At 63.6% G+C, this 25,597-nt stretch carries 21 protein-coding genes, 1 rRNA gene and 1 pseudogene; 10 read left to right on the forward strand and 13 right to left on the reverse strand.

The window, feature by feature from the left end:
- Window positions 1-239 precede the first annotated feature (239 nt).
- Both holA and MSG32_RS11205 read left to right on the forward strand, forming a co-directional pair.
- Entirely contained in the window at window positions 240-1,298 is a 1,059-nt protein-coding gene (gene holA, locus MSG32_RS11200; RefSeq protein ID WP_043335288.1) for a DNA polymerase III subunit delta, read from the forward strand.
- Window positions 1,299-1,319: 21 nt separating this feature from the next.
- Entirely contained in the window at window positions 1,320-1,670 is a 351-nt protein-coding gene (locus tag MSG32_RS11205; protein WP_248379630.1) for a hypothetical protein, read from the forward strand.
- Between the two features lie 176 nt (window positions 1,671-1,846).
- Here MSG32_RS11205 and MSG32_RS11210 read toward each other — a convergent pair whose 3' ends face one another.
- The 3 genes from MSG32_RS11210 to fadB all read right to left on the reverse strand — a co-directional run bounded on the left by MSG32_RS11210 (window position 1,847) and on the right by fadB (window position 6,406).
- Window positions 1,847-2,779: an amidohydrolase family protein gene (locus MSG32_RS11210; RefSeq protein ID WP_107335475.1), complete on the reverse strand. Its 933-nt coding sequence runs from the start codon at window positions 2,777-2,779 to the stop codon at window positions 1,847-1,849.
- A gap of 204 nt (window positions 2,780-2,983) precedes the next feature.
- The gene (fadA, locus tag MSG32_RS11215) at window positions 2,984-4,162 is read right to left on the reverse strand and encodes an acetyl-CoA C-acyltransferase FadA (protein ID WP_043335293.1); all 1,179 of its coding nucleotides are present in this window, start codon (window positions 4,160-4,162) and stop codon (window positions 2,984-2,986) included.
- A gap of 93 nt (window positions 4,163-4,255) precedes the next feature.
- On the reverse strand, window positions 4,256-6,406 hold the full coding sequence (fadB, locus tag MSG32_RS11220) for a fatty acid oxidation complex subunit alpha FadB (RefSeq protein WP_153635130.1): 2,151 nt from the start codon (window positions 6,404-6,406) through the stop codon (window positions 4,256-4,258).
- A 425-nt stretch (window positions 6,407-6,831) separates the two neighbouring features.
- Between fadB and MSG32_RS11225 the strand changes: the two genes are divergently transcribed.
- On the forward strand, window positions 6,832-7,944 hold the full coding sequence (locus tag MSG32_RS11225; RefSeq protein ID WP_248379633.1) for a DUF5924 family protein: 1,113 nt from the start codon (window positions 6,832-6,834) through the stop codon (window positions 7,942-7,944).
- A 216-nt stretch (window positions 7,945-8,160) separates the two neighbouring features.
- Window positions 8,161-8,607 (forward strand): transcriptional regulator SlyA, encoded by a 447-nt coding sequence (slyA, locus tag MSG32_RS11230; RefSeq protein WP_248379639.1) that lies wholly within the window; start codon window positions 8,161-8,163, stop codon window positions 8,605-8,607.
- A 130-nt stretch (window positions 8,608-8,737) separates the two neighbouring features.
- Here the strand turns inward: slyA and MSG32_RS11235 are convergent, their stop codons facing one another.
- Window positions 8,738-9,286 carry a hypothetical protein gene (locus MSG32_RS11235; protein ID WP_054555152.1) on the reverse strand — a complete coding sequence of 183 codons (549 nt, stop codon included), beginning with the start codon at window positions 9,284-9,286 and terminating at the stop codon, window positions 8,738-8,740.
- Window positions 9,287-9,495: 209 nt separating this feature from the next.
- Between MSG32_RS11235 and MSG32_RS11240 the strand changes: the two genes are divergently transcribed.
- Window positions 9,496-9,948, forward strand: a complete 453-nt coding sequence (locus MSG32_RS11240; RefSeq protein ID WP_043335309.1) for a universal stress protein — start codon at window positions 9,496-9,498, stop codon at window positions 9,946-9,948.
- Between the two features lie 167 nt (window positions 9,949-10,115).
- Here MSG32_RS11240 and MSG32_RS11245 read toward each other — a convergent pair whose 3' ends face one another.
- Window positions 10,116-12,053, reverse strand: a complete 1,938-nt coding sequence (locus MSG32_RS11245) for an ATP-binding cassette domain-containing protein (RefSeq protein WP_107335478.1) — start codon at window positions 12,051-12,053, stop codon at window positions 10,116-10,118.
- 326 nt (window positions 12,054-12,379) lie between these two features.
- Between MSG32_RS11245 and MSG32_RS11250 the strand changes: the two genes are divergently transcribed.
- Window positions 12,380-13,330, forward strand: coding sequence for a TatD family hydrolase (locus MSG32_RS11250; RefSeq protein ID WP_248379641.1), 951 nt, complete (start codon window positions 12,380-12,382; stop codon window positions 13,328-13,330).
- A 48-nt stretch (window positions 13,331-13,378) separates the two neighbouring features.
- A complete protein-coding gene (locus MSG32_RS11255; RefSeq protein ID WP_225347560.1) occupies window positions 13,379-13,945 on the forward strand; it encodes a hypothetical protein in 567 nt (188 codons plus the stop codon).
- Window positions 13,946-14,594: 649 nt separating this feature from the next.
- Here the strand turns inward: MSG32_RS11255 and MSG32_RS11260 are convergent.
- The 5 genes and pseudogenes from MSG32_RS11260 to MSG32_RS11280 all read right to left on the reverse strand — a co-directional run.
- A pseudogene (locus tag MSG32_RS11260) lies at window positions 14,595-15,719 on the reverse strand (DEAD/DEAH box helicase); the annotation flags it as partial.
- Window positions 15,720-15,935: 216 nt separating this feature from the next.
- Entirely contained in the window at window positions 15,936-16,472 is a 537-nt protein-coding gene (locus tag MSG32_RS11265) for an HPP family protein (RefSeq protein ID WP_043335366.1), read from the reverse strand.
- A 113-nt stretch (window positions 16,473-16,585) separates the two neighbouring features.
- On the reverse strand, window positions 16,586-18,229 hold the full coding sequence (locus MSG32_RS11270; protein WP_107336652.1) for an iron ABC transporter permease: 1,644 nt from the start codon (window positions 18,227-18,229) through the stop codon (window positions 16,586-16,588).
- 306 nt (window positions 18,230-18,535) lie between these two features.
- Window positions 18,536-19,582, reverse strand: a complete 1,047-nt coding sequence (locus MSG32_RS11275) for a Fe(3+) ABC transporter substrate-binding protein (protein WP_225347558.1) — start codon at window positions 19,580-19,582, stop codon at window positions 18,536-18,538.
- 236 nt (window positions 19,583-19,818) lie between these two features.
- Window positions 19,819-20,391 carry an elongation factor P hydroxylase gene (locus tag MSG32_RS11280; protein WP_107335481.1) on the reverse strand — a complete coding sequence of 191 codons (573 nt, stop codon included), beginning with the start codon at window positions 20,389-20,391 and terminating at the stop codon, window positions 19,819-19,821.
- A gap of 378 nt (window positions 20,392-20,769) precedes the next feature.
- Here MSG32_RS11280 and MSG32_RS11285 point away from each other — a divergent pair, with 378 nt between their 5' ends.
- Window positions 20,770-22,209 carry an MATE family efflux transporter gene (locus tag MSG32_RS11285; protein ID WP_248379709.1) on the forward strand — a complete coding sequence of 480 codons (1,440 nt, stop codon included), beginning with the start codon at window positions 20,770-20,772 and terminating at the stop codon, window positions 22,207-22,209.
- A gap of 317 nt (window positions 22,210-22,526) precedes the next feature.
- Window positions 22,527-23,261 carry a hypothetical protein gene (locus MSG32_RS11290; RefSeq protein WP_052384769.1) on the forward strand — a complete coding sequence of 245 codons (735 nt, stop codon included), beginning with the start codon at window positions 22,527-22,529 and terminating at the stop codon, window positions 23,259-23,261.
- Between the two features lie 35 nt (window positions 23,262-23,296).
- Here MSG32_RS11290 and tusA read toward each other — a convergent pair whose 3' ends face one another.
- Window positions 23,297-23,542 (reverse strand): sulfurtransferase TusA, encoded by a 246-nt coding sequence (tusA, locus tag MSG32_RS11295; protein WP_248379643.1) that lies wholly within the window; start codon window positions 23,540-23,542, stop codon window positions 23,297-23,299.
- A 62-nt stretch (window positions 23,543-23,604) separates the two neighbouring features.
- Here tusA and MSG32_RS11300 point away from each other — a divergent pair, with 62 nt between their 5' ends.
- Window positions 23,605-23,889, forward strand: coding sequence for an antibiotic biosynthesis monooxygenase (locus MSG32_RS11300; RefSeq protein ID WP_043335322.1), 285 nt, complete (start codon window positions 23,605-23,607; stop codon window positions 23,887-23,889).
- A 125-nt stretch (window positions 23,890-24,014) separates the two neighbouring features.
- Here MSG32_RS11300 and rlmM read toward each other — a convergent pair whose 3' ends face one another.
- Window positions 24,015-25,088, reverse strand: a complete 1,074-nt coding sequence (gene rlmM / locus MSG32_RS11305; protein WP_043335379.1) for a 23S rRNA (cytidine(2498)-2'-O)-methyltransferase RlmM — start codon at window positions 25,086-25,088, stop codon at window positions 24,015-24,017.
- A 210-nt stretch (window positions 25,089-25,298) separates the two neighbouring features.
- Window positions 25,299-25,414, reverse strand: a 5S ribosomal RNA gene (rrf, locus tag MSG32_RS11310).
- Window positions 25,415-25,597 lie beyond the last annotated feature (183 nt).

The raw sequence follows: 25,597 nt of genomic DNA on the forward strand, positions 1-25,597 counted from the left end.
GACGACAGGCGAAGCCGGGAGAAGTGGAAGGAAGCTGGCAGCAATTGGTAGAGATTGGTAGAGATTGGAAATCGCAACGTTCGCCAGGCACGGCTCCACGATATCGGGCAACCGATCATCATGGGGCCGTGCCTGTTCAGGGCCACCATCACGCCGGGGCTAGCACCCTGCTCGTGACTGGCCGCCCGAGCCTTTAGGCGCACTTGCCCACCAGACCCGCGCAGTATCGAAGGACATTCATGAAGGTCTATCCCGACAAGCTCGACGAGCAGCTCAACAAGCGCCTGTCTCCCGTCTATATCGTGGCCGGTGATGAGCCGCTGATTCACCAGGAAAGCTGCGACGCCATCCGGCGTGCGGCACGCGCTGCCGGTGTCGAGGAGCGCGAGGTACTGCATGTCGAGAACGGCTTTCAGTGGGGCCGTTTGACCGAGTCTGCCGCCAGCATGTCACTGTTCGCCTCGCGCAAGCTGATCGAGCTGCGCATGGGCACCCAGAGTGCCGGCCAGGAAGGCAGCAAGGTCCTCAAGGCCTACGCCGAGCGCATCGAGAAGGATGGCGACATCCTGCTGATCACCGCGGCGCGTCTCGATCGCAAGGTGCAGCAGACGGCGTGGTTCAAGGCATTGGAGAAGGTCGGCGTCTTCATCGCGGTGTGGCCGGTGGACCATTCCCGCCTCGGCTTCTGGATTCGCGACCGCGCCCGTCGTCACGGCCTCGAGCTGAATCAGGACGCCGCTCGCCTGCTGGCCGAGCGCATCGAGGGCAATCTGCTGGCCGCGGATCAGGAGCTGCAGAAGCTGGCGCTGCTGCACCCGCCGGGCGCACGCCTGGATGGCAATGCCATCGTCCAGGGCGTCGAGGACAATGCCCGTTATGATGTCTTCACGCTGGCCGATGCGTGTCTGAAGGGGGAAGTCGAGCGCAGTGGCCGCATCGTGCTCGGGCTGCGGGGAGAAGGCGTCGAGCCGCCGGTGATCCTGTGGGCGCTGACCCGCGAGCTGCGCACCCTGCTCTCGCTGCGCCAGCACCTCGATCAAGGCCAGAGCTTCGAGCATGCCTGCAAGGCGCAGAAGCCGATGATCTTCGACAAGCGTCGCCCCTTCTATCAACAGGCGCTCAACCGTCTGCCCCACAAGCGCCTGCACAAGCTGCTGCTGTTCTCGCAGCGACTCGACATGGCGATCAAGGGCGGGATGACGCTGCCCATCTGGGACGGGATGGTCGATCTCGCCCTGACGCTCGCCGGCGGACGCGGCCCACTGGCCGAGCTGCCTCACGCCTACAAGGTGGTGTGATTCAGACACCCGGGAGAACGCATGCATACTTCCTCCAGCACGCTTGGCGAAGCCGTCGACGTCGAGACCCTGCGGCTGTGGCTCGCCGAGGGCAATACCCTGACAGTGGAAGTGCAGACGCTGGATCAGGGGCTTCATGTGGTTCGCCTGCACCACGCCGCTGGCATCAGTCGTCTGGTCGATGACAACGGCCAGTCCCTGAGTTTCACCGGCACCCAGTGGATCAGTCGCCTGCTGTTGCCGCTGGGGCTGACCCACGGCGTGCAGACCTGGGCGGAAGTACAGGATGAGATGATCGGCCTGCCCACGACGCCGATCGACAATGCCAGCCTGCTGGCCCATGGCACGCGCGTGGCCTTCCAGACCCGCTAGACGCTGCGGGCCTCCTCGCTTGTCTTTCCCCCTGCTCCCCTCTTGTCTTTCTTCGCCAATCATCAAGACGCCCCCACCAGCAGGCTGATGGGGGCGTCTTGTCATTCGGCTTATGCGGCTTATACAAGTGATGCCGCGCCACTCAATTGCGCCCTGCAAGCGTGGCAACTCTTCGCTCAGTGCGCCGCATCCGCCTTGGACTTCACGAACGCCTTGTAGCCATAAAGCTTGCGCGGATTGTCGCGGAAGATCTTCTCGCGCATCTCGCGCTCCGGCAACCAGCGCTGCATCAGCTCGGCCAGGGTGTCCTCTTCCGGCATCTCGACGCCGATATAGGGATGCGGCCAGTCACTGCCCCACACGACGCGCTCCGGATTGGCCGCCACCAGCGCCCGCACCAGCGCCGTGACATCGGAGTAAGGCAAGCGTCCGCGCGTGGTCAGCCGGTAAGGCGCCGACAGCTTGACCCAGGTGCGCCCCTGCTTGAGCAGTCGACACAGCGCGGCAAAGCCGGGGCATTCAGGGCCACGCGTGGCCGCCAGATGGCCCATGTGGTCGATCACCACCGGCACCGGCAAGCTGCCGAGGCGCGCTTCCATGTCACGGAAGGTCGAGACATCGATCAGGCATTCCAGATGCCACTTGAAGCGTGCCAGGCGATCCGCCAGCAGCACCACATCACGCCAGCGCAACCCGCCGGCGAAGATCAGGTTGAGGCGAACGCCACAGACACCCAGCTCGGAGAGCCGCTCAAGCTCGGCATCACTGATGTCGGGGGTGACAACCGCCACGCCACGGTAATCCAGCCCACGCTCACGACAGCTCTGCAGGCTGTCGCACAGCAGGCGATTGTCATAGCCATAGACACTGGGCTGTATCAGCACGCCGTGGCTGGCGCCCAGTGCATGATGCATCTCGAGTGCTTCATTGAGCCCCACGGGGGCCGGGTCATAGGTTCTGTCCGCCGCCAATGGGTAACGCACCGGGTCACCAAACAGGTGAAGGTGACAATCTATACTGCCCGCCGGCAACCGGAAGGTCAGGGGGTGTGGCAAGGGTCTGGGCGGCGTGGCGCGCGGCAGATCCTGCTCGACATGATTCCAGTCCATCGATGCGACTCCCTCGCTTAACCTCAATCATCAAGCCCGGGGCGACGTGACGCTCGATCGCCCATTGCCACGATACTGCGCCGCCCCTCTCGTTTCCAGACAAAAGCCTGCCGACGAAAAAGCGGCATGTCCGAAGACATGCCGCTTGAGGTATCAGGCGAGGCCTGATCGCTTGTCGAAGACGCTGACCGAAGGCGCTGACGCTCAGTCGAGACGCTCGAACACGGTCGCGACGCCCTGGCCCATGCCGATGCACATGGTCGCCAGGCCCAGGCGCGTGTTCTGCTGCTTCATGACGTTGAGCAACGTGGTGCAGATACGCGAACCGGAGCAACCCAGCGGGTGGCCCAGCGCGATGGCGCCGCCGTTGAGGTTGACCGCCGTATCGACACGCTCCAGCAGGCCAAGGTCCTTGAGTACCGGAATCGACTGCGCCGCGAAGGCCTCATTCAGTTCGACGGTCTGGATGTCCTCGATGGTCAGACCTGCCGCCTTGAGCGCCTGCTTGGAGGCCGGCACCGGCCCGTAGCCCATGATGGAGGCGTCACAGCCTGCCACGCCAGTGGACAGCACACGAGCGATGGGCTTGAGGCCCAGCGCTTCGGCGCGCTCGGCACTCATCACCGCCATGCCCGAGGCGCCCACCGACAGCGCGGAAGAGGTGCCCGCCGTCACGCTGCCGCCCTTGGGATCGAACACCGGCTTGAGGTTGCCCATGGATTCCATGCTGGCATCGCCACGGATGACCTCATCGCGAGTCACCATCACGCGACGCCCCTCGGCATCATGGCCCTCGACGCCGATGATCTCGTCATCGAAGCGACCTTCATCGGCGGCGGCCTGGGCACGCTGGTGAGAGCGCACGCCGAACTCATCCTGCTGCTCACGACTCACGCCATGCATCTTGCCGAGCAGTTCCGCGGTCAGGCCCATCATCATCGCCGCCTTGGCCGCATGCTTGCTGGCCGCCGGGTTGACGTCGACCCCGTGTGCCATCGGCACGTGCTCCATGTGCTCGACACCGCCGATGATATAGAAGTCACCCATGCCGGCCTTGATGTTGGCGGTGGCGATATGCAGGGCGCTCATCGAGGAACCACACAGGCGGTTGACCGTCTGCGCCGGCACAGTGCGCGGAATGCCGGTCATGATGGCGGCATTGCGCGCGATGTTCATGGACTGCTCCAGGGTCTGGTTGACGCAGCCCCAGATGATGTCGTCGACCTCGGCCGGCACCAGGCCGGGATTGCGATCGAACAGCGCCTGCATCACCGCGGCGGACAGATTCTCGGCGCGCACGTGTCGGAAGGCGCCGTTCTTGGCCTTGGCCATGGCGGTACGCACGCCATCGACGATTACCACATCTCTCGGATTCAGATTCATTGTCTGGCTCCCTCATGGCCCTCGCTGTCGCGAGGGCCGAAAATTCTGGTCGGATAGTGCTGGCGGCCACTCGGGCGCTCAGCCATCAAAGGCTCAGGAGTAGAAGGCTTCGCCACGCTTGGCGCGCTCGCGCAGCGCCTCGGTCGGGCGATACAGCGGCCCCAGCTCATCGGCCAGGCTGTCGGCCAGCGCGACGAACTCGGCCACGCCCATGGCATCGACATAGCGCAGCGCGCCACCACGGAACGGCGGGAAACCGATGCCGTAGATCAAGGCCATGTCGGCCTCGGCCGGGCTGCCGACGATGTCGTCTTCCAGGCAGCGGATGGTTTCCATGCACAGCGGCACCATCATGCGCGCGATGATGTCTTCATCGGAGAACTCGCGCGTCTCGCTGACGACCTGGGCCACCAGTGCCTGAGCTTCATCATCCGCCAGCTTCTTCGGCTTGCCCTTGCGGTCTTCCTCGTAGCGGTAGAAGCCCAGATCGTTCTTCTGGCCGAGGCGCTTGTTGTCGTACATCACCTGAATGGCGGTCTTGCCGTCTCGCGCCATGCGGTCCGGGAAGCCTTCCGCCATCACGGCATTGGCGTGCACCGCGGTATCCATGCCGACCACATCCAGCAGGTAGGCCGGACCCATCGGCCAGCCGAACTTCTCCATCACCTTGTCGACGCGCTGATAGTCGGCGCCCTTCTCGACCAGCAGGCTGAAGCCACCGAAATAGGGGAACAGCACGCGGTTGACCAGGAAGCCCGGGCAGTCGTTGACGACGATCGGCGTCTTGCCCATCTGGCGGGCATAGGCGACGGTCGCGGCGATGGCCGCATCGCTGGACTTCTCGCCACGGATGACCTCGACCAGCGGCATGCGGTGCACCGGATTGAAGAAGTGCATGCCGCAGAAGTTCTCGGGACGCTTGAGCGACTCGGCCAGCCGCGTGATGGAGATGGTCGAGGTGTTGGAGGTCAGGATGGCGTCCTCGGCGACGTTGTCCTCGAGCTCGGCCAGTACAGAGGCCTTGACCTTGGGATTCTCGACCACCGCCTCGACGACCAGGTCCACATTGCCGAAGTCACCGTAGGACAGCGTCGGGCGAATGTTGGACAGGCCCTGCGCCATCTTCTCGGTGGTCAGCTTGCCGCGCTCGACGCCCTTGCCGAACAGCTTGCGAGCCTCCTTGAGGCCCAGTTCGATGGCCTCGCCGTTGATGTCCTTCATCAGGATCGGCGTGCCCTTGCTGGCGCTCTGATAGGCGATGCCGCCGCCCATGATGCCGGCCCCCAGCACGGCGGCCTGCTTGATCTCGCTGGCCTGCTTCTCGTAGCCCTTGGCCTTCTTCTTGACCACCTGATCGTTCATGAACAGGCCGACCAGATTGAAGGCCACGTCGGTCAGCGCCATCCTGGCGAAGGTCTTGGCCTCGATGGCCTGGGCACGCTCACGCGATTCCCCCGCCCCCTTCTGGATGACCTTGATGGCCTCCACCGGCGCCGGATAGTGCGGACCGGCCTTGCCGGCCACGAAGCCCTTGGCGGTCTCGAAGGCCATCATCTGCTCGATGGCATTGAGCTTGAGCGGCGAGGTCTTCTCGAGGCGACGCGCCTGATAGTCCAGCTCACCGGCGTTGGCACGCGCCAGAATATCGAGTGCCGCCGCGTCCAGCTCGGCCACCGGCAGGACGGCATCGACGGCGCCCACTGCCAGCGCCTTGTCGGCACGGTTCTCGGTGCCACCACAGATCCACTCGATGGCGTTGTCCGCCCCGATCAGACGCGGCAGGCGTACACAGCCCGCCCAGCCGGGGATGATGCCGAGCTTGGTTTCCGGCAGGCCGATCTTGGCGCTGTCGGCCATGACCCGGAAATCGGTGGTCAGGGTGATCTCGCAGCCACCGCCCAGCGCCAGCCCATTGATGGCAGTGACGGTGGGGAACGGCAGGTCCTCGATGGCATTGAAGATGCCATGGATGTTCATGTTCATGTCGATGAGGAAGGCTTCATCCTTCTCGAACATCTGATGGAACTCGGTGATGTCGGCACCGACCACGAACGCTTCCTTGGCGGAGCGGATGACCAGCCCCTTGAGATCGGCCGTCGCCTTGATGGCCTCGACCGCCTCTCCCAGCTCCTTGAGTACGTAGCTGGCCAGCTTGTTGACCGATTCGCCTTCAAGATCGAGGGTCAACAGGGCGATGGCGTCCTGATTGGCCTCGACGGTTAGCGTTTTGCCTGAATAGATCATCCACGGATCTCCACAAGAGAAAGAGGTGAAGGGGCTGCCGGGCGCTCGAGGGTCACTGCCATTTGGCGTTGGCCATGAGGGCGCTGGCAACCGGCCTCGCCGGACTCGCCGCTGGCTGAGGCACCGCGCGAGAGTCATCTCTCATCACAGCGCTTCATACAAGCGTTTGAATACAGCCAGCTTGGGCCAGTGACGGGCAAAGATCAAGCCTGCGGACATTAGCGAAAGGTCGGGGGTCACGAGCCGTCTGTATACTGGCCCGGGTTGACTGGCGCACGCCATCAACAGCCGATGTAGGCAAAGATCGACGCTACACCGCGCAAGGCAGCCGCGTTACCCTGAACGCTTTCCCAACCCGCAGGCTGGCCGCGACACCTCCTCGCGCGCCAGCAGGCTTTCAAAGGCCTCATCGATATCATGCTTTCATGAGCAGCACTCTCACCGCCCTGTATCTGCGCCTGACCGGCCTTGTCGAACGCACCAAGCGCTGGCACTGGCTATGGCCGCCCATCGGCTTCGCCGCCGGCATCTGCAGTTTCTTCCTCGTCAATCGTCAGCAATGGCTGGGCGGCATGCTGGCGCTGGGCATGATGCTGGCCTGGTTGATCCTGATCGCCGAAGGCCTGTGGAGCCGTCTGCGCCGCCATCGCGGCCAGAATGCCCTGCCCCGCAAGCTGGCGACCTTCGTGGCCCAGCTGATCCAGCAGGAGACACTGTGTTTCACGCTGCCGTTCTTCCTGGCGACCACCGACTGGGCCAGCGGCCAGGCGGGCTTCACGCTGCTGCTGTGCGGCGCGACCCTGCTGTCGATTCTCGATCCCTTCTACTACCGGCTGGCCGAGCGCCATCGCTGGCTGTACTTCGGCTTCCACGCCCTGTGCGTGTTCGTGGTGGTACTGGTCACCCTGCCCCTGCTGCTGGAGCTGACCACGGGTGAGAGCCTGCTGGCCGCCTGTGCCGCCATGAGCCTGTTCGCGCTGCCCAGCGTCGCCAACCTGCGCATCGCGCGCGGGGTGGTCGGCGGGCTGGCGATGATCGGCATCAGCGTGATGCTCGGGGTAGGCGCATGGGGGGCACGCGCCTGGATTCCGCCCGCCACGCTGTGGATCAATGCCAGCAGCCTGTCGCCGGACTTCGATACCGCGGCGCGCGCACCGCGTGGCGAGATGCAGCTGACGCCTACGCAACTCTCCGCCCGAGGCCTCTACGCCTTCACGGCCATCCGCGCCCCGCGCGGCCTGTCGGAGAAGGTCTATCACGTCTGGCGGCATGACGGCGAAGTCGTCGATCGCATCGCACTGAACATCAACGGCGGGCGCAGCGAAGGCTACCGCGCCTGGACGCACAAGACGGCCTTCCCGCAGGGCAGCGAGGGCGAGTGGCGCATCGATGTCGAGACGATGAACGGACAGCGCATCGGCAGTCTGCGCTTCGTGGTCAGCGATGATCCGCAGCAGGCGACCCTGGCCGACAGCACCATCAGCCAGCCACCCGGCATCCCCGGCTGGCGTATTACCAACCTGATTCCGGGTTTGTGACAGTCGCCATCATGAGTCACTTTGCAAGCGGGAACGCTGAGTTACTCGACCTTGGACGTAAAATTCGTTCGCAGGCTTGTAATTATCCAGACTGCCTAGCATGCTGATGTGAAGGGCGGCGCGCGCAGGAATCAGTCTCATTCAGGTTTTAGTGATACTGGACGCGCGCCAATGACAAAAGCCCCTTCACATTTGCACTCAGCGGACGACCTATCCATGCATGAAGATATCGGACTCAAGCTTTCCCGCCTGCCGCGCCTGTGGCGCGCCATTCTGGACCAGCGACTGTCCCCACTAGGGCTGACCCAGACTCGCTGGATGACGCTGGTACACCTGTGGCGCATGGGCGATGGTCAGCCCCAATGTGATCTGGCTCGCTCCATCGGTATCGAAGCCCCGTCGCTGGTTCGCACCCTGGACCAACTGACCGAACAGGGCCTGGTCGAGCGCCGTGCCTGTGAGGAAGACCGCCGCACCAAGCGCATCTTCCTGACCCGCAAGGCGCTGCCATTGATCGAGAAGATCGATGCCATCGCCGAGCAGACTCGCATCGAGATGCTCGAGGGCCTGAGCGAGGCGCAGGTCGATCAATTCTGTGAATGCCTGCGCATCATGGAGCGCAATGGTCTGGAAATCTCCGAGAAGGTGCCGGAGAGCGCCTGAGCCAGAGCCAACACGCCGACCGGAAATGGCCGGCCGCGCCAGCAGGACATGAACGCAAGCGGGACATGAAAAAGCCCCCATCGAGTGACTCGATGGGGGCTTTTTTCTGCGGGCAGGAAGGCTGCGCGTGTCAGGCGTCCGGCATCTTCGGCTCGGTGCCCACCAGCGGTCGACGCTTGTGCGAGATAGGCGCCTTGTCGATCAACAGCGCATGCAAGGCCTCGAATTCGCGCCGCCAGTCGTGGCAGCTCTCCACATCCAGACTCTCGCCCCACCACAGCGTCAGACCGGAGAGCGACGACTCCAGCATCAGGGCATCCTCCGGCAGCGTGCGCGTGAAGCGCAGCAGCGCCGCGGCGACATCAGGGTCATCCGCCAGGCGACTCTCTTCGCGCCAGCGATAGCCCGGCACTGCTTCACGCAGGGCATCACTGGCCCATTCATCCTGCACCAGAATGAAGGGCGTGACATCGCGCTCGGTCGGCCAGGGGCGGCGGTAACCGACGATGCCCTTGGGCGCATCAGAAAGCGCCGGCGCCTTGAGATCCACCCGCATGCCATCGGCGATCACCGCCTTGCGGACCAGTGAAGTGCGCGTCTCGCGTTTACTGGGGCGTAGCCAGGTCAGCGGCGACAGCATCGCCAGCACGACAAAAATGATGATCAGCGCAGTCGTCATCGTCTATCCAACGGTTGTCTATTCAAGGGTTTCATCAAGCAGGACGTGGCGTGAAAGCGCAGGATAGGCTATGCAGCCCCGCAGTGTTGCGTATCACGCACTGCCATTACGTTGATGTAAGTCATTGTGTTTAAGGGGGCGGCAAGCCTAGCATGGAAGCAGGTGCACGACGCCACTCGAATGGCCAACCTCTGCGGGAGGACCTCAGGATGAGCAACGAATACAAGCATGTACTGGTCGCTGTCGACCTGACCAAGGATTCCCATCTGGTGCTGGAGCGGGCACTGCCGATCGCCAAGCGCAACGGCGCCAAGATTTCCATCATCCATACGCTGGAACCGCTGGGTTTTGCCTATGGCGGTGATATCCCGATGGATCTGACCAGCATCCAGGACCAGCTGGATTCCCACGCCCGTGAACGGCTTGGCGAGATTGCCTCCCCTCATGATATCGCCGCCGAAGACCAGTACGTGGTGGTCGGCATGCCGGACAGCGAGATTCATCGCTTCGCGGCCGAACACGACGTGGACCTGATCGTGGTCGGCTCGCATGGTCGACATGGCTTTGCGCTGCTGCTGGGCTCCACCTCCACGGGTGTCCTGCACGGTGCCCAGTGTGACGTGCTCGCGGTGCGCGTCGGCGCGGATGACAGCGAGGAATGATGGCGGCCGGCTAGACGACACCTCATGCCAGACGACACCTCACGTCGATGACATGTGAGGGACGACAAGAGGGCTGCCCATGGGCAGCCCTCTTGTGTGTTCAGCTGACGGGCTTTCTGCACGGCACGGTCATCAAGCATCGTCACTTATGACCGTCACTTGCGGCTTCAGCCTTCCTGCATGGCCTCAAGTTCCATCCAGCGTTCCATCGTCTCTTCCAGCACCTGCTGCTTGTGGCTGAGCTTCTCCAGCGTGTTCTTCACCGCCTTGGCATCCCCGGTGTAGAACTCCGGTGCCGCGATCTCGGCTTCCAGCGTCGCGATCTCCGCTTCCAGCTTCTCGATGGTCGCCGGAATCAGGTCCAGCTCGCGCTGGAACTTGTAGGGCAGCTTGACCTTCTTGTTGGCCTGCTGCGCCTGGGCGGCCTCACGCTTGCGGCGCTCGTCTTCTGCCTGGGCATCACGACGGTGCTTTTCCTCGCGCTCACGCTCGACTTCCCACGGCGCTGGCGGCAGATGCCCGCCCTGACGTATCCAGTCGCTGTAGCCCCCGACATACGGCTTGACGACCCCGTCGCCCTCGAAGGCGAGGATGTTGGTGACCACATTGTCCATGAAGGCACGGTCGTGGGAAACCAGCAGCACGGTGCCGTCGAAGTCGAGCAACAGCTCCTCGAGCAGCTCCAGCGTCTCGACATCCAGGTCGTTGGTCGGCTCATCGAGCACCAGCACGTTGGCCGGCATGGTGAACAGACGCGCCAGCAGCAGGCGGTTGGACTCGCCCCCTGACAGCGAACGAACCGGCTGACGCGCGCGGTCCGGCGTGAACAGGAAGTTCTGCAGGTAGCTCATCACGTGCATGTCACGCCCGCCGACCGTGACACGGTCGCTGCCGCGCGCCACGTTGTCGTAGACGGTGGCTTCCATGTCGAGGCCCTTGCGCAGCTGATCGAAGTAGGCGATCTGCAGCTTGGTGCCTTCGATGCGCTTGCCTTCGCTGGCTTCCAGCTGACCGAGCAGAATGTGCAGCAACGTGGTCTTGCCCGCGCCGTTGCGCCCGAGCAGGCCGACCTTGTCGCCGCGCTGGATCTCGACGCTCAGGTCACGGATGACCCACTGCTCCTGCGCCTCGTCGTAGCGATAGCTGACGTTCTCCAGCTCCACGACCCGCTTGCCGCTGCGCTCGGCGGAGTCGACGGCGATACGCGCACGGCCCTGCACTTCACGCCGCTGGCCACGCTCGGCACGCATCTTCTCCAGCGCACGCACACGGCCTTCATTGCGGGTACGACGCGCCTTGACCCCCTGGCGGATCCAGGTCTCTTCCTGGGCCAGTTTCTTGTCGAACTCGGAGTTCTCCTTGGCCTCGACATCCATCTCGTGCTGCTTCTGGGCCTGGTAGGCCGCGTAATCGCCCGGGTAACGCCCGAGACGGCCACGGTCCAGCTCCAGAATCTGGGTCGCGAGGCGCTTCAGGAAGGCCCTGTCGTGGGTGATGAACAGCACGGCGCCGGAGAAGGCCGCTACCTGCTCTTCCAGCCAGGCGATGGTATCGAGATCCAGATGGTTGGTCGGCTCATCGAGCAGCAGCAGGTCCGGGTCGGACACCAGCGCACGCGCCAGTGCGACACGACGGCGCCAGCCGCCGGACAGGTCTTCCATCATGGTGTCTTCCGGCAGGCCCAGGCGGGTCAGCACGGTATCGATACGCTGCTGGAACTGCCAGCCATCGACGCTTTCCAGCGCGACCTGCACATGCTCGAGACGCTTGAGGTCCGGCTCGGGGTCGCTGATCAGGTGATGATATTCCGCCAGCAGCGCGCCCGCCTTCGGCAGGCCTTCAGCGACGATATCGAAGATGGTGCGTCCTTCGGCGGCCGGCAAGTCCTGCGAGAGCACGCCGATCTTGAGGCCCGGTGCCTTCCACAGCTCACCGGCATCGGCCTGGAATTCGCCGGTGATCAGCTTGAGCAGGGTCGACTTGCCGGTGCCGTTGCGGCCGACGAGCGCCAGACGCTCGCCGCGCTCGACGACAAGGTCCGCCCCGTTGAGCAAGACGTGATGGCCATAGGCCAGCTGAAGATTTTCCAGTCGTAACAATGCCATGTGCAGCAGCAACTCGTGACGGGTCCACGGCCGGGAAGGCCACGGAGGAAGTGGGAGTCAGGCGGACAGGCCGCCGCCAGCGACGCGCGCCGGAGAATGCTGCCATTCTACCCGAGGCGCAGCGTGCAGGCGATGGAAGACGCCGCAAGGGCTGAAAGACGCCGGCGCCTTGGGTAGAATGGCCGACCGCTTGAAATCACGTCACGTGCCCTGCACTGCCAAGGCCCGCCTGTCATGCAGCGCTATCGAGTGCCAGGCCGACGGGCTATTGCCCGACCTTGCGCTGTCACGTGTCTTCTCCCTCCCCGCGATCCCAAGGGTGTCCGATGTCCGCGCTTCCCCCGCATGCCGATCCTGCCTCCCTGCCCTACTATGATAGCGAGCGGCTGTCCGACGAGACGCTTGCCGCCTTGTGTGACGACCTTGAACTCGGCGAGGCCGATATCGCGGCCGCGCTGACGCTGCTGGCACCGGAGCTGCGTTTCGCCAGCCCCTCTGCGCTGGTCGACATCGGCGTCAACCTGACGCATGAGAGCTACGCGCGCGACGTCGAGGGCACCTTGCTGCGAGCACGCGCGGCGGGCGTCAGCCAGCAGATCCTGACCGGCACCAGCCTGGATGGCTCGCGTGAGGCCCAGGCGCTGGCGGCACGCTATCGTGGCCTTTCTGCCACCGCCGGTGTGCATCCGCATGATGCCAGCCAGCGGAACGATGGCGTCGAACGCGGCATCCGAGAGCTACTGGCGCAGCCGGAGGTCGTCGCGGTGGGGGAATGTGGCCTCGATTTCAATCGCAACTTCTCGACGCCCGCCGAACAGGCCCGAGCGTTCGAAGCGCAGCTGACGCTGGCCGCCGAGACAGGCCTGCCGCTGTTTCTGCATGAACGTGACGCCGGTCGCCAGATGCTCGAGATGCTCAAGCACTGGCGCGACGATATCAGCCACGCCGTCGTGCACTGCTTCACCGGTGAGCGCGAGACGCTCTACGGCTATCTCGATCTCGATCTGCACATCGGTCTGACCGGCTGGCTGTGTGATGAGCGCCGAGGCGAACACCTGCGCAGCCTGTGCCGCGAGATTCCCCTCGAACGCCTGATGCTGGAAACCGATTGCCCCTATCTGGTACCGCGCAATCTGCCCGCCAAGCTCAAGGGGCGGCGTCATGAACCTTCACTGCTGGTGTGGATCATGGCAGAGGTCGCGGCGCTGCGTGGTATCGACATGGAAGAGCTCGCAGAGGCCACCACCGCCACTGCCACACGCTTCTTCCGCCTGTAATCGGCATCAACGACTTTCCCTGCACGCTTCCCTGCTCTGGACATCACCATGCACGAATATGAACCCGAAACAGGGGACTTCCCCGCCTTCATCGCCGTCGAGACCGGCGAGGACTCCAGTCTGCCGCTGGCCATCGCCTGGGCGCTGCCCGATGGCCAGATGAAGCATGTGCTGATCCAGCCGGATGACGAATGGCTGGATGGCGAGATGCTGGAGCTGGGCGACTACAGCCTGGACGACCTGCGCAGCTTCGGCGTCAGCCCCCTCGATGTGCTCAAGGAGCTGGAGCAGGACTACTACCAGACCACGCTCTATACCACCGGCGTCATGGATGACGAGCAGGCACTGGCCCGCCTGTTCGACGCCTACAACATGGACCCCTTCATCGAGTTCGCGCCGGCGGAAGGCCTCTACCCTGAGCTTGCCCCAGGTGACTGGGCGCGCGAGCGCAACAACATGCTGTTCGAACAGGGCCTGCAGCCGTTCCGCCCGGACAACGAGGTGCTGGTGATGCTGGCCATCCATACCCGCCTGCGCGGTGATGGCGTGCGTGGCGAGCAGGACATCCAGGGCACTGGCCCGGATTACGAGATCGACTGGGAAGAAGACGTCTGATCAGACGCTCCTGCTTTTGACACGCAAACGCCCCGACAACCGCAAGGTTGTCGGGGCGTTTGCGTTCCAGCCTTGGCCTCTACGGCGCGGCTCAGCCGTTGGAGCGGCCACCACCGTTGCCACCGCTGGAGCGGTTGCGACCACCACGTGAGCGGCGACGCGGGCGCTCATCATTGCTCGGCGCATTCGGCGCACGGTTGCCGTTCACCTCCGTCTGCGGCGCGACGCGATTGCCATCGACTTCACGCTGCACCGGTGCACGGTTGCCGCGGTTGTCATCATCGACACGCGCGGTCTGCTGAGACTGACCACCAGTGCGCTGGCCGCCCGAGCGCGCGCCGCCAGAACGCTGACCTTCAGAGCGCTGCCCGCCAGAACGCTGGCCGCCATTGCCACGACCTTCACCAGCAGGCTTGCCGCCAGTGCGCTGGCCGCCAGAACGCTGGCTGCCATTGCCACGGCCTTCACCGGCAGGCTTGCTGCCAGTACGCTGGCCGCCAGAGCGCTGGCCGCCATTGCCACGGCCTTCAGCGGCAGGCTTGCCGCCAGTACGTTGGCCGCCCGAGCGCTGACCACCACGCGGCTGACGCGGCTCACGCTCCGGCTCGACATCGACTTCCGGCACGAAACCTTCCACTTCGACGCGCTTGAGCTTGCCCTTGAGCAGACGCTCGATGCCGCCGAGTTCCTTGCGCTCATCGCTGGAGACCAGCGAGATGGCACGCCCGCTGGCGCCGGCACGGCCGGTACGCCCGATACGGTGCACGTAGTCTTCCGGCACGTTGGGCAGTTCGTAGTTGACGACCTGCGGCAGCTGCTCGATATCCAGACCACGCGCCGCGATATCTGTCGCGACCAGCACGCGCACTTCGCCGTTCTTGAAGCCGGCCAGTGCCTTGGTACGCGCATTCTGGCTCTTGTTGCCGTGAATCGCCGCGGCACTGATGCCGGACTTCTCGAGCTTGGTCGCCAGACGGTTGGCACCGTGCTTGGTACGGGTGAAGACCAGCACCTGGTGCCAGTTTTCCTTGATGATCAGGTGCTTGAGCAGTGAAGGCTTGTGGCTCTTCTCCACGGTGTGGATATGCTGCTCGACCTTCTCGGCCGTGGTGTTGCGCGGGCTGGCTTCCACCGCCACCGGGTCATTCAGCAGCTTGTTGGCCATGCCGCGAATCTCATCGGAGAAGGTCGCGGAGAACAGCAGCGTCTGACGCTTGGTCGGCAGCAGCTTGAGCAGACGACGGATGTCGTGGATGAAGCCCATGTCCAGCATGCGGTCCGCTTCATCCAGCACCAGCGTCTCGAGATCGGAGAAGTCGATGGCCTTCTGGGAGTGCAGGTCCAGCAGACGGCCCGGCGTGGCGGTCAGGATCTCGACGCCAGAGGACAGTCGGCTGATCTGCGGGTTGATCTTCACGCCACCGAATACCACGGCATTGCGCAGCTTCAGGTGACGGGAATAGGCAGTGACGTTCTCGTCAATCTGCGCGGCCAGTTCACGCGTGGGCGTGACGATCAGGGCCTTGATCTTGCGGGCACCCGCGGGAGCGCTCTGCGAGAGGCGCTCGACCAGCGGCAGGGCGAAACCGGCAGTCTTACCGGTACCGGTGCGCGCGGCAGCCATCACATCACGGCCTTCCAGCACGGCAGGAATCGCACCTGCCTGGACGGGAGACGGCGTGGAATAGCCCATCTCGGCGATCGCTTTCAGGACAGGAGCGGACAGCCCCAGGGAGGCAAACGCCGGGACGGAATTGGCAGTAGTCTCAGTCATCAATATCTCTTCGGCTGACCGGCCACGTGCTGGTCGATCATTAAGGAATGGCGCCTGGCCGGGCACGTGCCGGGAGAGGGAGCGAGGCGTATCAGGCGCAGAGAAGAAAGAGTCGGTCAGAGGGACCTCATCCGGCTGCTGCCAGTCGCTCGCGTCAGGCGATAGCCCAGTCTACCATCTTCCGCCGTCGCCTGCAGAAACGCGCATCCGATGGGCTCAATGCCAGTGCAGCGGATAGCGACGATGACGCGCCAGATTGTTGATCAACACCGCCAGCACCAGCATCGCCAAGCAGCCAAGCCCCACCGGCAACAGGGCGTACCAGTAGCCCAGCTCGTGCAGCGGCTGACCGCCGATCACCGCGATCAAGGCCGTGGCACCACCCGGCGGATGCAGGGTGTGCGTCAGCTGCATGACCAGCAGCGCCACCGAGACCGCCATGGCCGCCGCTAGCCAGCCATCGCCCAGCCAGTGATAGCAGGCGACACCGACCAGTGCCGACAGCATGTTGCCGCCCAGTACATTGCGCGGCTGGGCCAGCGGACTGTGCGGCGCGCCGTAGAGCAGCACCGAGGTCGCGCCGAAGGACCCCACCAGCAACAGCGAGCTGACCGCCAGGTAGTGCGAGGACAGCCAGCCGATCAACGCCATGCCCAGAAAGGCCCCGAGCCACGACCACAGGGCATCGGCAACATGCGGCCTGCCCCGCTTCAGGGGGCCACCACGCATCTTGGCTACGTAAGGCTTGAGCATCGTGCGAACCATCTCCGGCGTTGTCATGTCAGTGTCGAGCGCTGCACCCTAGGCGATCTCCACACGAGGAACAACTCCCGTTTGGCAATAAGCTGATGCCGACGCTGTCTTCATCATGACTCGCTGCGCGAGGCCACGATGGTGCGCGAGATCACGATCACCGGCAGGATGCCGACCACCACGATCACCAGCGCCGGCAGCGCCGCCTGCTCGAGCATTTCATCCGAGGCGTACTGATAGACGTGGGTGGCGAGCGTGTCGAAGTTGAAGGGCCGCAGCAGCAAGGTGGCCGGCAGCTCCTTCATGGCATCGACGAAGACCACCAGCGCCGCGGTCAGCAAGCCGGGACGGATCAAGGGCAGGTGCACCCGGCGCAGTGTCGAGAAGGTATTCTCGCCCAGCGAGCGCGCCGCCATGTCCATCGAGGGCGTGACCTTGTCGAGGCTCGATTCGATGGAGCCCGCGGCGATGGCGAGGAAGCGCACCACATAGGCGATGATGATCGCGCCCATCGTCCCCGTCAGCAGCAGGCCGCTGGAGAACCCGAAGTTGGCGCGCAGGAAGCTGTCCAGCGCATTGTCGAAACCGGACAGCGGCACCAGCACGCCCAGCCCCAGCACGGCCCCCGGCATGGCATAGCCGAGACTCGAGAGCTTGAGCGCCTGCTGTACGCTGGCGGTGCGATCCAGCCGCTTGGCGTAGGCCAGCAGCACCCCGATGATCAGCGTCAGCACGGCAGCACTCACCGACAGCATCAGGCTATTGAGCGCGTAACCGGCGAAGTCCGGCGTCCACGACTCCTCGAAGTAGCGAATGGCATGCCGCGTCAGCAGCCCCACCGGCAACAGGAAGCCGAACAGCAGCGGCAGCAGGCAGGCCAGTGTCGCCAGTCCGGCGCGCCAGCCATGCAGGGTCGGGCGACGATAGCGACGATAGCGATCGCCCTTGCCGAACTGACGCTGCCGGCGCCGGGCATGCCGTTCCAGCCAGATCAGCGTGACCACGAAGATCATCAGACACAGCGCGATCTGGGCCGCGCCCCGCAGGCTGCCCATGTTGAGCCACACATTGAAGATACCGGCAGTCAGCGAACGCACCGCGAAGTAATCGACGGTGCCGAAGTCGTTGAGCGCCTCCATCATCGCCAGCGCCAGGCCGACGGCGATCGCCGGGCGTGCACTGGGCAGCGCCACGCGCCAGAAGCTCTGCCAGCCATTGCAGCCCAGGGTGCGGCTGGCATCGCGCAGTGACGGTGATTGATCGAGAAATGCCGAGCGCGCCAGCATGAAGACATACGGAAACAGCACCAGCGACAGCATCAGGATGGCGCCGCCCAGACTGCGTATCTCGGGGAAGTAGTAATCCTGCGGCGAGTCCCAGCCGAACAGCGCACGCAGCGCGCCCTGGAAGGGCCCGGCATATTCGAAGACATCGGTGTAGATGTAGGCGATGACGTTGGCGGGAATCGCGAACGGCAGCAGCAACGACCACTCGAAGGTACGCCGCAGCGGGAACTGATACATGGTGGTCAGCCACGCCGACACCACGCCCATGCTGCCGCTGAGCACCGCCACGCCGGCCACCAGCGCCAGACTCGTCATGACGTAGTCAGGCAGCACGGTGGAGACGAGGTGCGGCCAGATGCCGTCACCGGCCTGATCACTGCCATCATCGCCGAACAACGCCAGCCAGATGACGGCCAGCACCGGCATCACCACCAGCGCGGCGACCCCCCAGGCCGTCGCGAACCACCCCATGTGCGTGCCCAGGCGCCGCTGACGGCGTCTTATCGCCGCGTCTTCGGCGCCTGACGTGCTGTGAGTCGCGCGCTCCAGGGCGAGCTCCGTCGCGCTGGTTGCCGTGCAGGCTCCCTCTTCAAGGCTCGCACCTCGCTTTGCCAACAGCCGCTTGCCTTGCGTCATCTGTTCTTCCTCACTGACCTGCCAACTGCAATTGCGTCTATTTTACATTGTTCACTCAAACGAAGAGGGGCTGTCGCATCGCGACAGCCCCTCTTCGTTCATGACATCCCACCCGATGGCTTACGCCAGCGGTGAGTGCCGTTACTGGTTGAAGCCGACTTCATTGACCATCTGAGCAGCACGCTTGCGGTATTTGGCGACCTCGGTCAGCGAGAGGTCATCCTGCTTGAACTCGCCCCAGGACGTCAGCAGCTCCGAGCTTTCGGCAGCCGGGTTGGCCGGGTACTCGAAATTGACCTCGGCATACATGTGCTGGGCGGTCTTCTCGGTCAAGAAGCGCATCAGCTTGAGCGCATTCTCTTCGTGCGGCGCGTACTTGGTCATCGCCATGCCGGAGATGTTCATGTGCGTGCCGACACCGTTCTGGTCCGGGAACTCGATGCGTGCCTTCTCGGCCCACGGACGCTGCTCGTCGTTGTCGAGCATCTTGCCGTAGTAGTAGCTGTTGCCGATGGCCACGTCACAGACGTTGTCACGAATCGCCTTGATCTGATCGCGGTCCCCGCCCTGCGGCTTGCGCGCCAGGTTGTCCTTGAAGCCTTCCAGCCATTCGCGGGTCGCTTCCTCGCCGTTGTGGGCGATACGCGAGGCGATCAATGCCACGTTGTAGGGGTGATCACCGGCACGCGAACAGACACGGCCCTTGAGGCTCGGGTCCGCCAGGTCGTCATAGCTTGCGACCTGACCGGCCTCGAGACGCTCGACGCTGGTGTAGAGCACGCGGGCACGGGTGGTGATACCGAACCACTGGTTGTCAGGACCGTGATACTGCTCGGGCAGGTTGGCTTCGATGACGTCGTCATTGACGCTCTTGACCAGCTCTTCGTCGACCAGCTCCTGCAGACGACCGATATCCACCGTCAGCAGGACGTCAGCCGGCGTGTTGCGACCCTCACGCTTGAGACGCTCGGCCAGACCCTGCTTGGCGAATACCACGTTGACCTTGACGCCGGTCTCCTCGGTGAACTCCTTGAGGAACGGCTCGATCAGATAGGCCTGACGATAGGAGTAGACGTTCACCTCTTCCTGGGCTTGCGCCGGCATGGCCGTGACAGCCGTCACGCCGACCAGCGCACTCAACAACAGCTTGCGAGCGGAGGATGCAGAAATCATGGATACAGCAGTCATCGAATACCCCTGTTCAAGGTGTCCTGTCCTGACGAGGACTGCCATTTGCAGACCTGCAGGCCAGTAAAAGCGGAACCATTGTGTCAATGCGAATCATTCTAATCACAAAGCCCTGACACCTGCAACGTGAGTGCAACGCTGATTTGCAGATAATGCAATCCGGCTCAGGTAGGCGAGTTCCGGGAGGCAAGCCCAGCGGGCGACGCCACTGCCGACTGGCATGCGCAGACAAGGCATCACGCCAGTCGGCCGTCCTCCCCCACCGCAGGCAACAGGGGCCTGGCATGGGCGATGGCCTGCTCAAGCGGCATCCCCTGCTGCCAGACACCGGCGAGTGCGTGGCGGAAGGCAGCGGCGCGGGCGGGCAGGCCGCGCTGCTCGACATCGGCAGCGCGCTGCATCACACGTTGCGCGAAGGCGTCTCGATCCACCTCCAGCTCAAGATTGTCGACGCTGACATGAAACGGCTTGCCCACCGCCCGGTGAAACAGCAGTTCCAGCGCTTGCGGCGCGACCTCGACACTCTCGAAGGCACGCTGCTGCTCGGCGTCGCGGCCATCCGGTGCATACCAGTAGCCGTAATCTTCCTCGAGCCGCCGTCTGGCGCCTGCGATGCACCAATGGCTGATCTCATGCAGCGCGCTGGAAAAGAAGCCACGTGCCAGATAGATGCGGTGATAGCCAAGCTCTGATTCCGGGACATGCCTGCCTTCCCCCTGCATGCCGGCCGGAAGATACAGTGGCTCTTCGGGATCACAGCGCAGCAAGGTGTTGAAGGTGTCGCCGAACAGGCCGTCGAACAATGCCATCAAGGTGGCGAGGTCATGCGCACGACGGGGACTCCCGCTGGCGGAATCAGAGCAATGGACGGCAGGTAGGGACTCATGGGACGACACGGCAATTCTCGGCAAGCGCTGGCAGTGTGTGGGCATTCGATGGCGGCAGGAAAACCTGCTCTGTCGGATGGCTCATTGTACGTGGCTAGCGTATAGCGCGTCATTTCAGCTGACAGTGTCGCTTACAGCCGTGATAATTCATCAGCTTGCGTTCATGAAACCTGCTTATCTGCTAGGATGGCGCGCCAAGCAAGAATGATTCTCGATTACTAGCAGGAGCCTGCCGTGCCCCCCGCCGATTCATCCACCCCCTCCAAGCCTCAGACGGCCCCCGGTTCTCCGCCTCCGCCACTGATTCCCCGCGTCAGAGCGGAAACCTCACGCCTGCTGACCCTGGCGCTGCCGATCTGTGGCGCGCAGCTGGCTCAGGCAGGCATGAGTGCCGTGGACGTGTTGATGACGGGACGCTCCTCGGCCACGGACCTGGCAGCCGTGTCGGTGGGCTCAAGCCTGTGGGTGCCCCTGCTGCTGCTGATGGCGGGCACCCTGATGGGTCTGACGCCGGTGGTCGCGCAATTGATGGGGGGCAATCGCAGCGGTGAGGTGCGTGGCAACGTGCATCAATCGCTGTGGATCTCGCTGGTGCTCGGCAGCCTGTCCGGGCTTGCGCTGTGGTATCTGGCCGCGCCGATCTTCACCCTGATGGAGGTGCCTGAGGCCGTGGCCGAGCAGGCGACCCTCTACCTGATGGCCATCGCCTGGGGCATGCCGGGTGCCGCCTTCTATCAGGTCCTGCGCGCCTACTCGGACGGCATGAACCATACCCGCCCGGCACTGATCATCAGCCTGATCGGCCTGATATCGAACATCCCGCTCAATTACGTGCTGATCTACGGGTCTGCGGGCGTGGATGACCTGCTGGGGATCACCCTGCCGGGACTGTTGGGCGACATTCCGGCCATGGGCGCCGCCGGCTGCGGTATCGCCACCGGCCTTGCGATGTGGATCATGTGCCTGAGCATGTTCGCCTACACGCGTTACAGCAGCGCGTATCGCGCCGTGGCGCTGTGGTGCCAGCCCAGCGCCCCCCATTTCAAGCAGATGGGCGAACTGCTCAAGGTCGGCCTGCCGATCGGGATCGCGATCTTCTTCGAGGTCACGCTGTTCACGGTCATCGCCCTGTTCGTGGCCAGCTTCGGCGAGATCAAGGTCGCGGCCCACCAGGTCGCGCTCAACTTCACCTCGCTGCTGTTCATGCTGCCGCTGTCGATGGCGATGGCCCTTACCGTGCGCGTCGGCCACACCATCGGCCGCGGCGACATGCGCGAAGCACGTTTCGTGGCCTGGAATGGCGTGGCCTTCTCGCTGGTGGTGGCGCTGGTGAATGACATCGTGATCTGGGTACTGGCCGAGCCGGCCGTGGCGCTCTACACCAGCAACCTCAAGGTCCAGGTCCTGGCCATGTCGCTGATCACCCTGGCGATGCTCTATCAGGTCTCGGACTCCCTGCAGGTCGCCATGGCAGGGGCACTGCGCGGCTTCAAGGACACGCGCATCATCATGCTGATCACCATGTTCGCCTACTGGGTGGTCGGGCTGGGAGGCGGACACCTGCTGGGTGTCGGCAGTGAGGCCTTTCCGATCTCGCCCTGGCCCATCGAGCAGATGGGCGTCTATGGCTACTGGATCGGCATGGTGGCCGGCCTGACCGTGGCGGCGCTGCTGCTTGGCTGGCGCCTGTGGATCATTGCGCGCCGTGGCGTGCGTGACGAGGCATTGGCGAGCCAGTGATGTCTGACGGATAGCACCTGCATCTCAGCCTGCATCCCAACAGGAAGCTCGGCCTGGATACTGGGCTGACAGCTGCCTGAAACGCCTTGATGAGCAAGCCCCGCGACACCCGACAGGGTGACGCGGGGCTTTTGCGTTTAAACACGAAAAAGCTGATAGACGGTCATTTCGTCCAAGGAGGGGTTACCGTCAAGGCTCTGGCTGTGCTAATGGTTATTCAAGGCAGTGCTCTCTCGCTGACGACACACATGGCAGAAGCGAGAGAACGCACCAGCACACGCCGAGGACGATCGACAAGCTGCTGAGGAGGGTTCGTCATGGGCGTACCAGTATCTTCCCCCCGCTCCGCCAAGGTCATCGACCTGAGTGTCATGCGTGACAGGATGCGTGCACGACGTCGTATTCTCCGGCTGGCGCCGGAACACGACGGGTTGGAAATGCTCTATCAGCTCGACAGCGATCCGGACAGCTATTACAGCATTCCGGTGCTGGCCTGGGGGCTGCGCGAGGATGGTGAAGTCGTCGGCATGGTGCCGTGGATGGAGGGACTGATGCCCTGCCACGAGCTGGAAGACCCGCAGCAGGGGCATTTCGTCGGCTATCGCGACCCGGAAACCGACGAAGTCTTCATGCTGGCGCCTGACCACAAGGTGTTCGAGCTCGAACATGCCGCGGCCTATTACGACTATGAAGTCTCGGACAAGACGACGCTGCTGCAGCAACTGCCGGACACGCTGGGTACCCACGCGCTGTGCATGACCAACGGCGAGACACAGTGGCAGCTCAAGCAGGTCTTCGGCTGGCGTCTCTACAGCGATGGCAACATCGAGGCCTTGCTGGTCGATGAGGCTCGCGTCACCCAGACACCGGTGCTGGCCGGCGACGACTGCCTGTACCCGGGGCGCAGCCGGCATGATGTGGTCTATTTCTTCCAGCGCGCCATCGCCAATCAGATTCGCGAGCAGGACCCGGCGACGCTGGAGGCTCTCGCGCTGATGATGACCGGCGAGAGCGATCAGGTCTGCGTCGAGGTCCATGACCGCGAAGCCTGAGGGCCAGTCATGGCCAGCGATTCAGCGGATGCGGCTCAACTGATGCGGATGTAATACAGGAACTGTTCCGGCGTCTCGTGGCTCAGTTCCAGGGTGTGGCCGAGAAAGGCGCAGAACTTGGGCACATCACGGGTGGTGGCAGGGTCGGTCGCCACTACCCGCAACAGGTCACCCGAGGCAAGCTCACGCACCTTGTTGTGCAGCATCATGATGGGTTCCGGGCAATACAGGCCACTGGTTTCCAGTTCGGCATCGGGCTCGGGCAATGTGATATCGGTCATCGAAGACTCCTGACAATCCTGCCGCCCTGGCTGGCGGCACGTACAAAAAAGGGGAGACAGGCATGATCAAGGTTCTGATCGAACGGCATATCATGCCGGGACTGGAACAGGATTACGAACAGGCCTCGCGTGAAGTCGTACGCGAGGCCACGCATGTCCCGGGCTTCATCTCGGGCGAGAATCTGATGGAAACCGGCCGCGCGGGTCACCGCATCCTGATCACCTCATGGCGCGATGCGCGAGCGTGGCAGGAATGGTCGGTCAGTCCGGCCAGAGATCGCATGATGGCGCGCCTGGCGCCCATGCTATCCCAACCGGAGCGGATAATCCTGCTGGAGCATACCTGAGCGCGCCTCTCCGGCGAGCGAAGGCATCAGACGCCCCCCATACAAGAACCCCACGGCCTGGACAGGCCGTGGGGTTCTTGTATGGGGCATGTGCCACTCGTGCATGCTGATTGAGCAACAGCCAATCAGTGCGTGATGCGCACGTGCACAGTGACCTCTTCACGGTCGTGATACAGATGACGACAGCGAATCTCGGCACCGACGTTGGAGCGCTCGAGACTGGCGGCCAGATAGTCGAGGCAGCGAGAGACTTCCTTCCAGCGCTGCTTCATCGGCAGCTTGAGATTGAAGACGGCCTCGTTGCACCAGCGCTTCTTCAGCCAACGCTCGACCATCTCGGTCACACGAATCGGCTTGTCGACGATATCGCAGACCAGCCAATCCAGGCGCAACGGCGGCTCCCAGGTGAAGCCGTCTTCCTTGAGATGCTCGACCTGCCCTGTCGCCATCAGGTCCTTGTTCATCGGGCCATTGTCGATCGCGAACACGAACATGCCCTTCTCGACCAGCTGGAAGGTCCAGCCACCCGGGGCGGCACCAAGATCCGCTGCCTGCATGCCAGTGGCGATGCGACGCTCCCACTGATCGCGCGGCACGAATTCGTGCCACGCCTCTTCCAGCTTGAGCGTGGAGCGGCTGGGCGCACGACTCGGCGAACGCAGATGACGAATGCCATTAGCATATTCGCTGCGGTTGCCCGGGAAGCTCATGCCCAGCTGGACTTCATCGCCATCTGTCCAGAAGACATGCAACGCCCGACCACCGGCCTTGCGGCGCAGGGCGCCCCGCTTCTTGAGCGCGGATTCCAGCGGACGACCGACGGCCTTGCCCAGCCCCGACAGTGCCTTGCCATCATTGGTATCCGGCATCTCGTGGCGGATCTCCTCGAAGCTCCAGCCGGCGTCGACCACCTGCTGCAGAATCGGCGAGACACGATTCTCCCGCGACATGCCGACCAGCGGCTCCAGTGCCACCAGGGTCTGACGAGCGAAGACCAACGCCTGTAGCGGCATGTCACGATGCAGGGCGTTGGCGGGCTCATCACCCGTCACCACATAACGCACGAAGCCACTGTCGCGTGCCGCAATCGGATAACCCGGCGTGCCGATATACGCCGCTTTCTCGCTGACTTCTGAGGCCAGGTCGGCCTCGAAGCCAGGGCGGCAATACAGCAACAGTTCTTGAGGTTGCATCATCATCTCCAATACAGAAGGCTGGGGAGTCTAGCTTCTCACCGCTGCCTTCTACAAGCGTGCATGTACGTGATGGGGCTGTGACAACGCTCAGGCCGTAGTCATGGGCGCAGCAGACGCCTCACGAAGCGCGTACATCTCTTGCTTTGCGCAACTTTCCTCACCACAAAGAGAACCGCCCCTGCAGCAAGGCTGCAGGGGCGGTTCAGTATAAGTGCCTGACGATGACCTACTCTCACATGGAGAAACTCCACACTACCATCGGCGCTAAGCGGTTTCACTTCCGAGTTCGGCATGGGATCGGGTGGTTCACGCTCGCTATGGTCGTCAGGCGAAACGGTGGCATCTTGCGATGCCTGAGTCTCGAGGCTTGTGGCCTCGCGACTCGCAATATGAATCATGCTGACCGATATGTCTCGATCCTGTCGCAATCCCGGCGTTTGCCTGCGCAAACCCCTTGGGTGTTATATGGTCAAGCCTCACGGGCAATTAGTACTGGTTAGCTCAACACATTG

This window comes from Cobetia sp. 1CM21F, from assembly GCF_023161745.1.
Taxonomy (GTDB): domain Bacteria; phylum Pseudomonadota; class Gammaproteobacteria; order Pseudomonadales; family Halomonadaceae; genus Cobetia; species Cobetia amphilecti.

What these genes read in the sequence shown, in the direction of transcription:
- holA (WP_043335288.1), top strand. Translation starts at nt 240, where the DNA reads ATGAAGGTCTATCCCGACAAGCTCGACGAGCAGCTCAACAAGCGCCTG.
- MSG32_RS11205 (WP_248379630.1), top strand. Translation starts at nt 1,320, where the DNA reads ATGCATACTTCCTCCAGCACGCTTGGCGAAGCCGTCGACGTCGAGACC.
- MSG32_RS11210 (WP_107335475.1), bottom strand. Translation starts at nt 2,779, where the DNA reads ATGGACTGGAATCATGTCGAGCAGGATCTGCCGCGCGCCACGCCGCCC.
- fadA (WP_043335293.1), bottom strand. Translation starts at nt 4,162, where the DNA reads ATGAATCTGAATCCGAGAGATGTGGTAATCGTCGATGGCGTGCGTACC.
- fadB (WP_153635130.1), bottom strand. Translation starts at nt 6,406, where the DNA reads ATGATCTATTCAGGCAAAACGCTAACCGTCGAGGCCAATCAGGACGCC.
- MSG32_RS11225 (WP_248379633.1), top strand. Translation starts at nt 6,832, where the DNA reads ATGAGCAGCACTCTCACCGCCCTGTATCTGCGCCTGACCGGCCTTGTC.
- slyA (WP_248379639.1), top strand. Translation starts at nt 8,161, where the DNA reads ATGCATGAAGATATCGGACTCAAGCTTTCCCGCCTGCCGCGCCTGTGG.
- MSG32_RS11235 (WP_054555152.1), bottom strand. Translation starts at nt 9,286, where the DNA reads ATGACGACTGCGCTGATCATCATTTTTGTCGTGCTGGCGATGCTGTCG.
- MSG32_RS11240 (WP_043335309.1), top strand. Translation starts at nt 9,496, where the DNA reads ATGAGCAACGAATACAAGCATGTACTGGTCGCTGTCGACCTGACCAAG.
- MSG32_RS11245 (WP_107335478.1), bottom strand. Translation starts at nt 12,053, where the DNA reads ATGGCATTGTTACGACTGGAAAATCTTCAGCTGGCCTATGGCCATCAC.
- MSG32_RS11250 (WP_248379641.1), top strand. Translation starts at nt 12,380, where the DNA reads ATGTCCGCGCTTCCCCCGCATGCCGATCCTGCCTCCCTGCCCTACTAT.
- MSG32_RS11255 (WP_225347560.1), top strand. Translation starts at nt 13,379, where the DNA reads ATGCACGAATATGAACCCGAAACAGGGGACTTCCCCGCCTTCATCGCC.
- MSG32_RS11265 (WP_043335366.1), bottom strand. Translation starts at nt 16,472, where the DNA reads ATGCTCAAGCCTTACGTAGCCAAGATGCGTGGTGGCCCCCTGAAGCGG.
- MSG32_RS11270 (WP_107336652.1), bottom strand. Translation starts at nt 18,229, where the DNA reads ATGGGGTGGTTCGCGACGGCCTGGGGGGTCGCCGCGCTGGTGGTGATG.
- MSG32_RS11275 (WP_225347558.1), bottom strand. Translation starts at nt 19,582, where the DNA reads ATGACTGCTGTATCCATGATTTCTGCATCCTCCGCTCGCAAGCTGTTG.
- MSG32_RS11280 (WP_107335481.1), bottom strand. Translation starts at nt 20,391, where the DNA reads ATGGCATTGTTCGACGGCCTGTTCGGCGACACCTTCAACACCTTGCTG.
- MSG32_RS11290 (WP_052384769.1), top strand. Translation starts at nt 22,527, where the DNA reads ATGGGCGTACCAGTATCTTCCCCCCGCTCCGCCAAGGTCATCGACCTG.
- tusA (WP_248379643.1), bottom strand. Translation starts at nt 23,542, where the DNA reads ATGACCGATATCACATTGCCCGAGCCCGATGCCGAACTGGAAACCAGT.
- MSG32_RS11300 (WP_043335322.1), top strand. Translation starts at nt 23,605, where the DNA reads ATGATCAAGGTTCTGATCGAACGGCATATCATGCCGGGACTGGAACAG.
- rlmM (WP_043335379.1), bottom strand. Translation starts at nt 25,088, where the DNA reads ATGATGATGCAACCTCAAGAACTGTTGCTGTATTGCCGCCCTGGCTTC.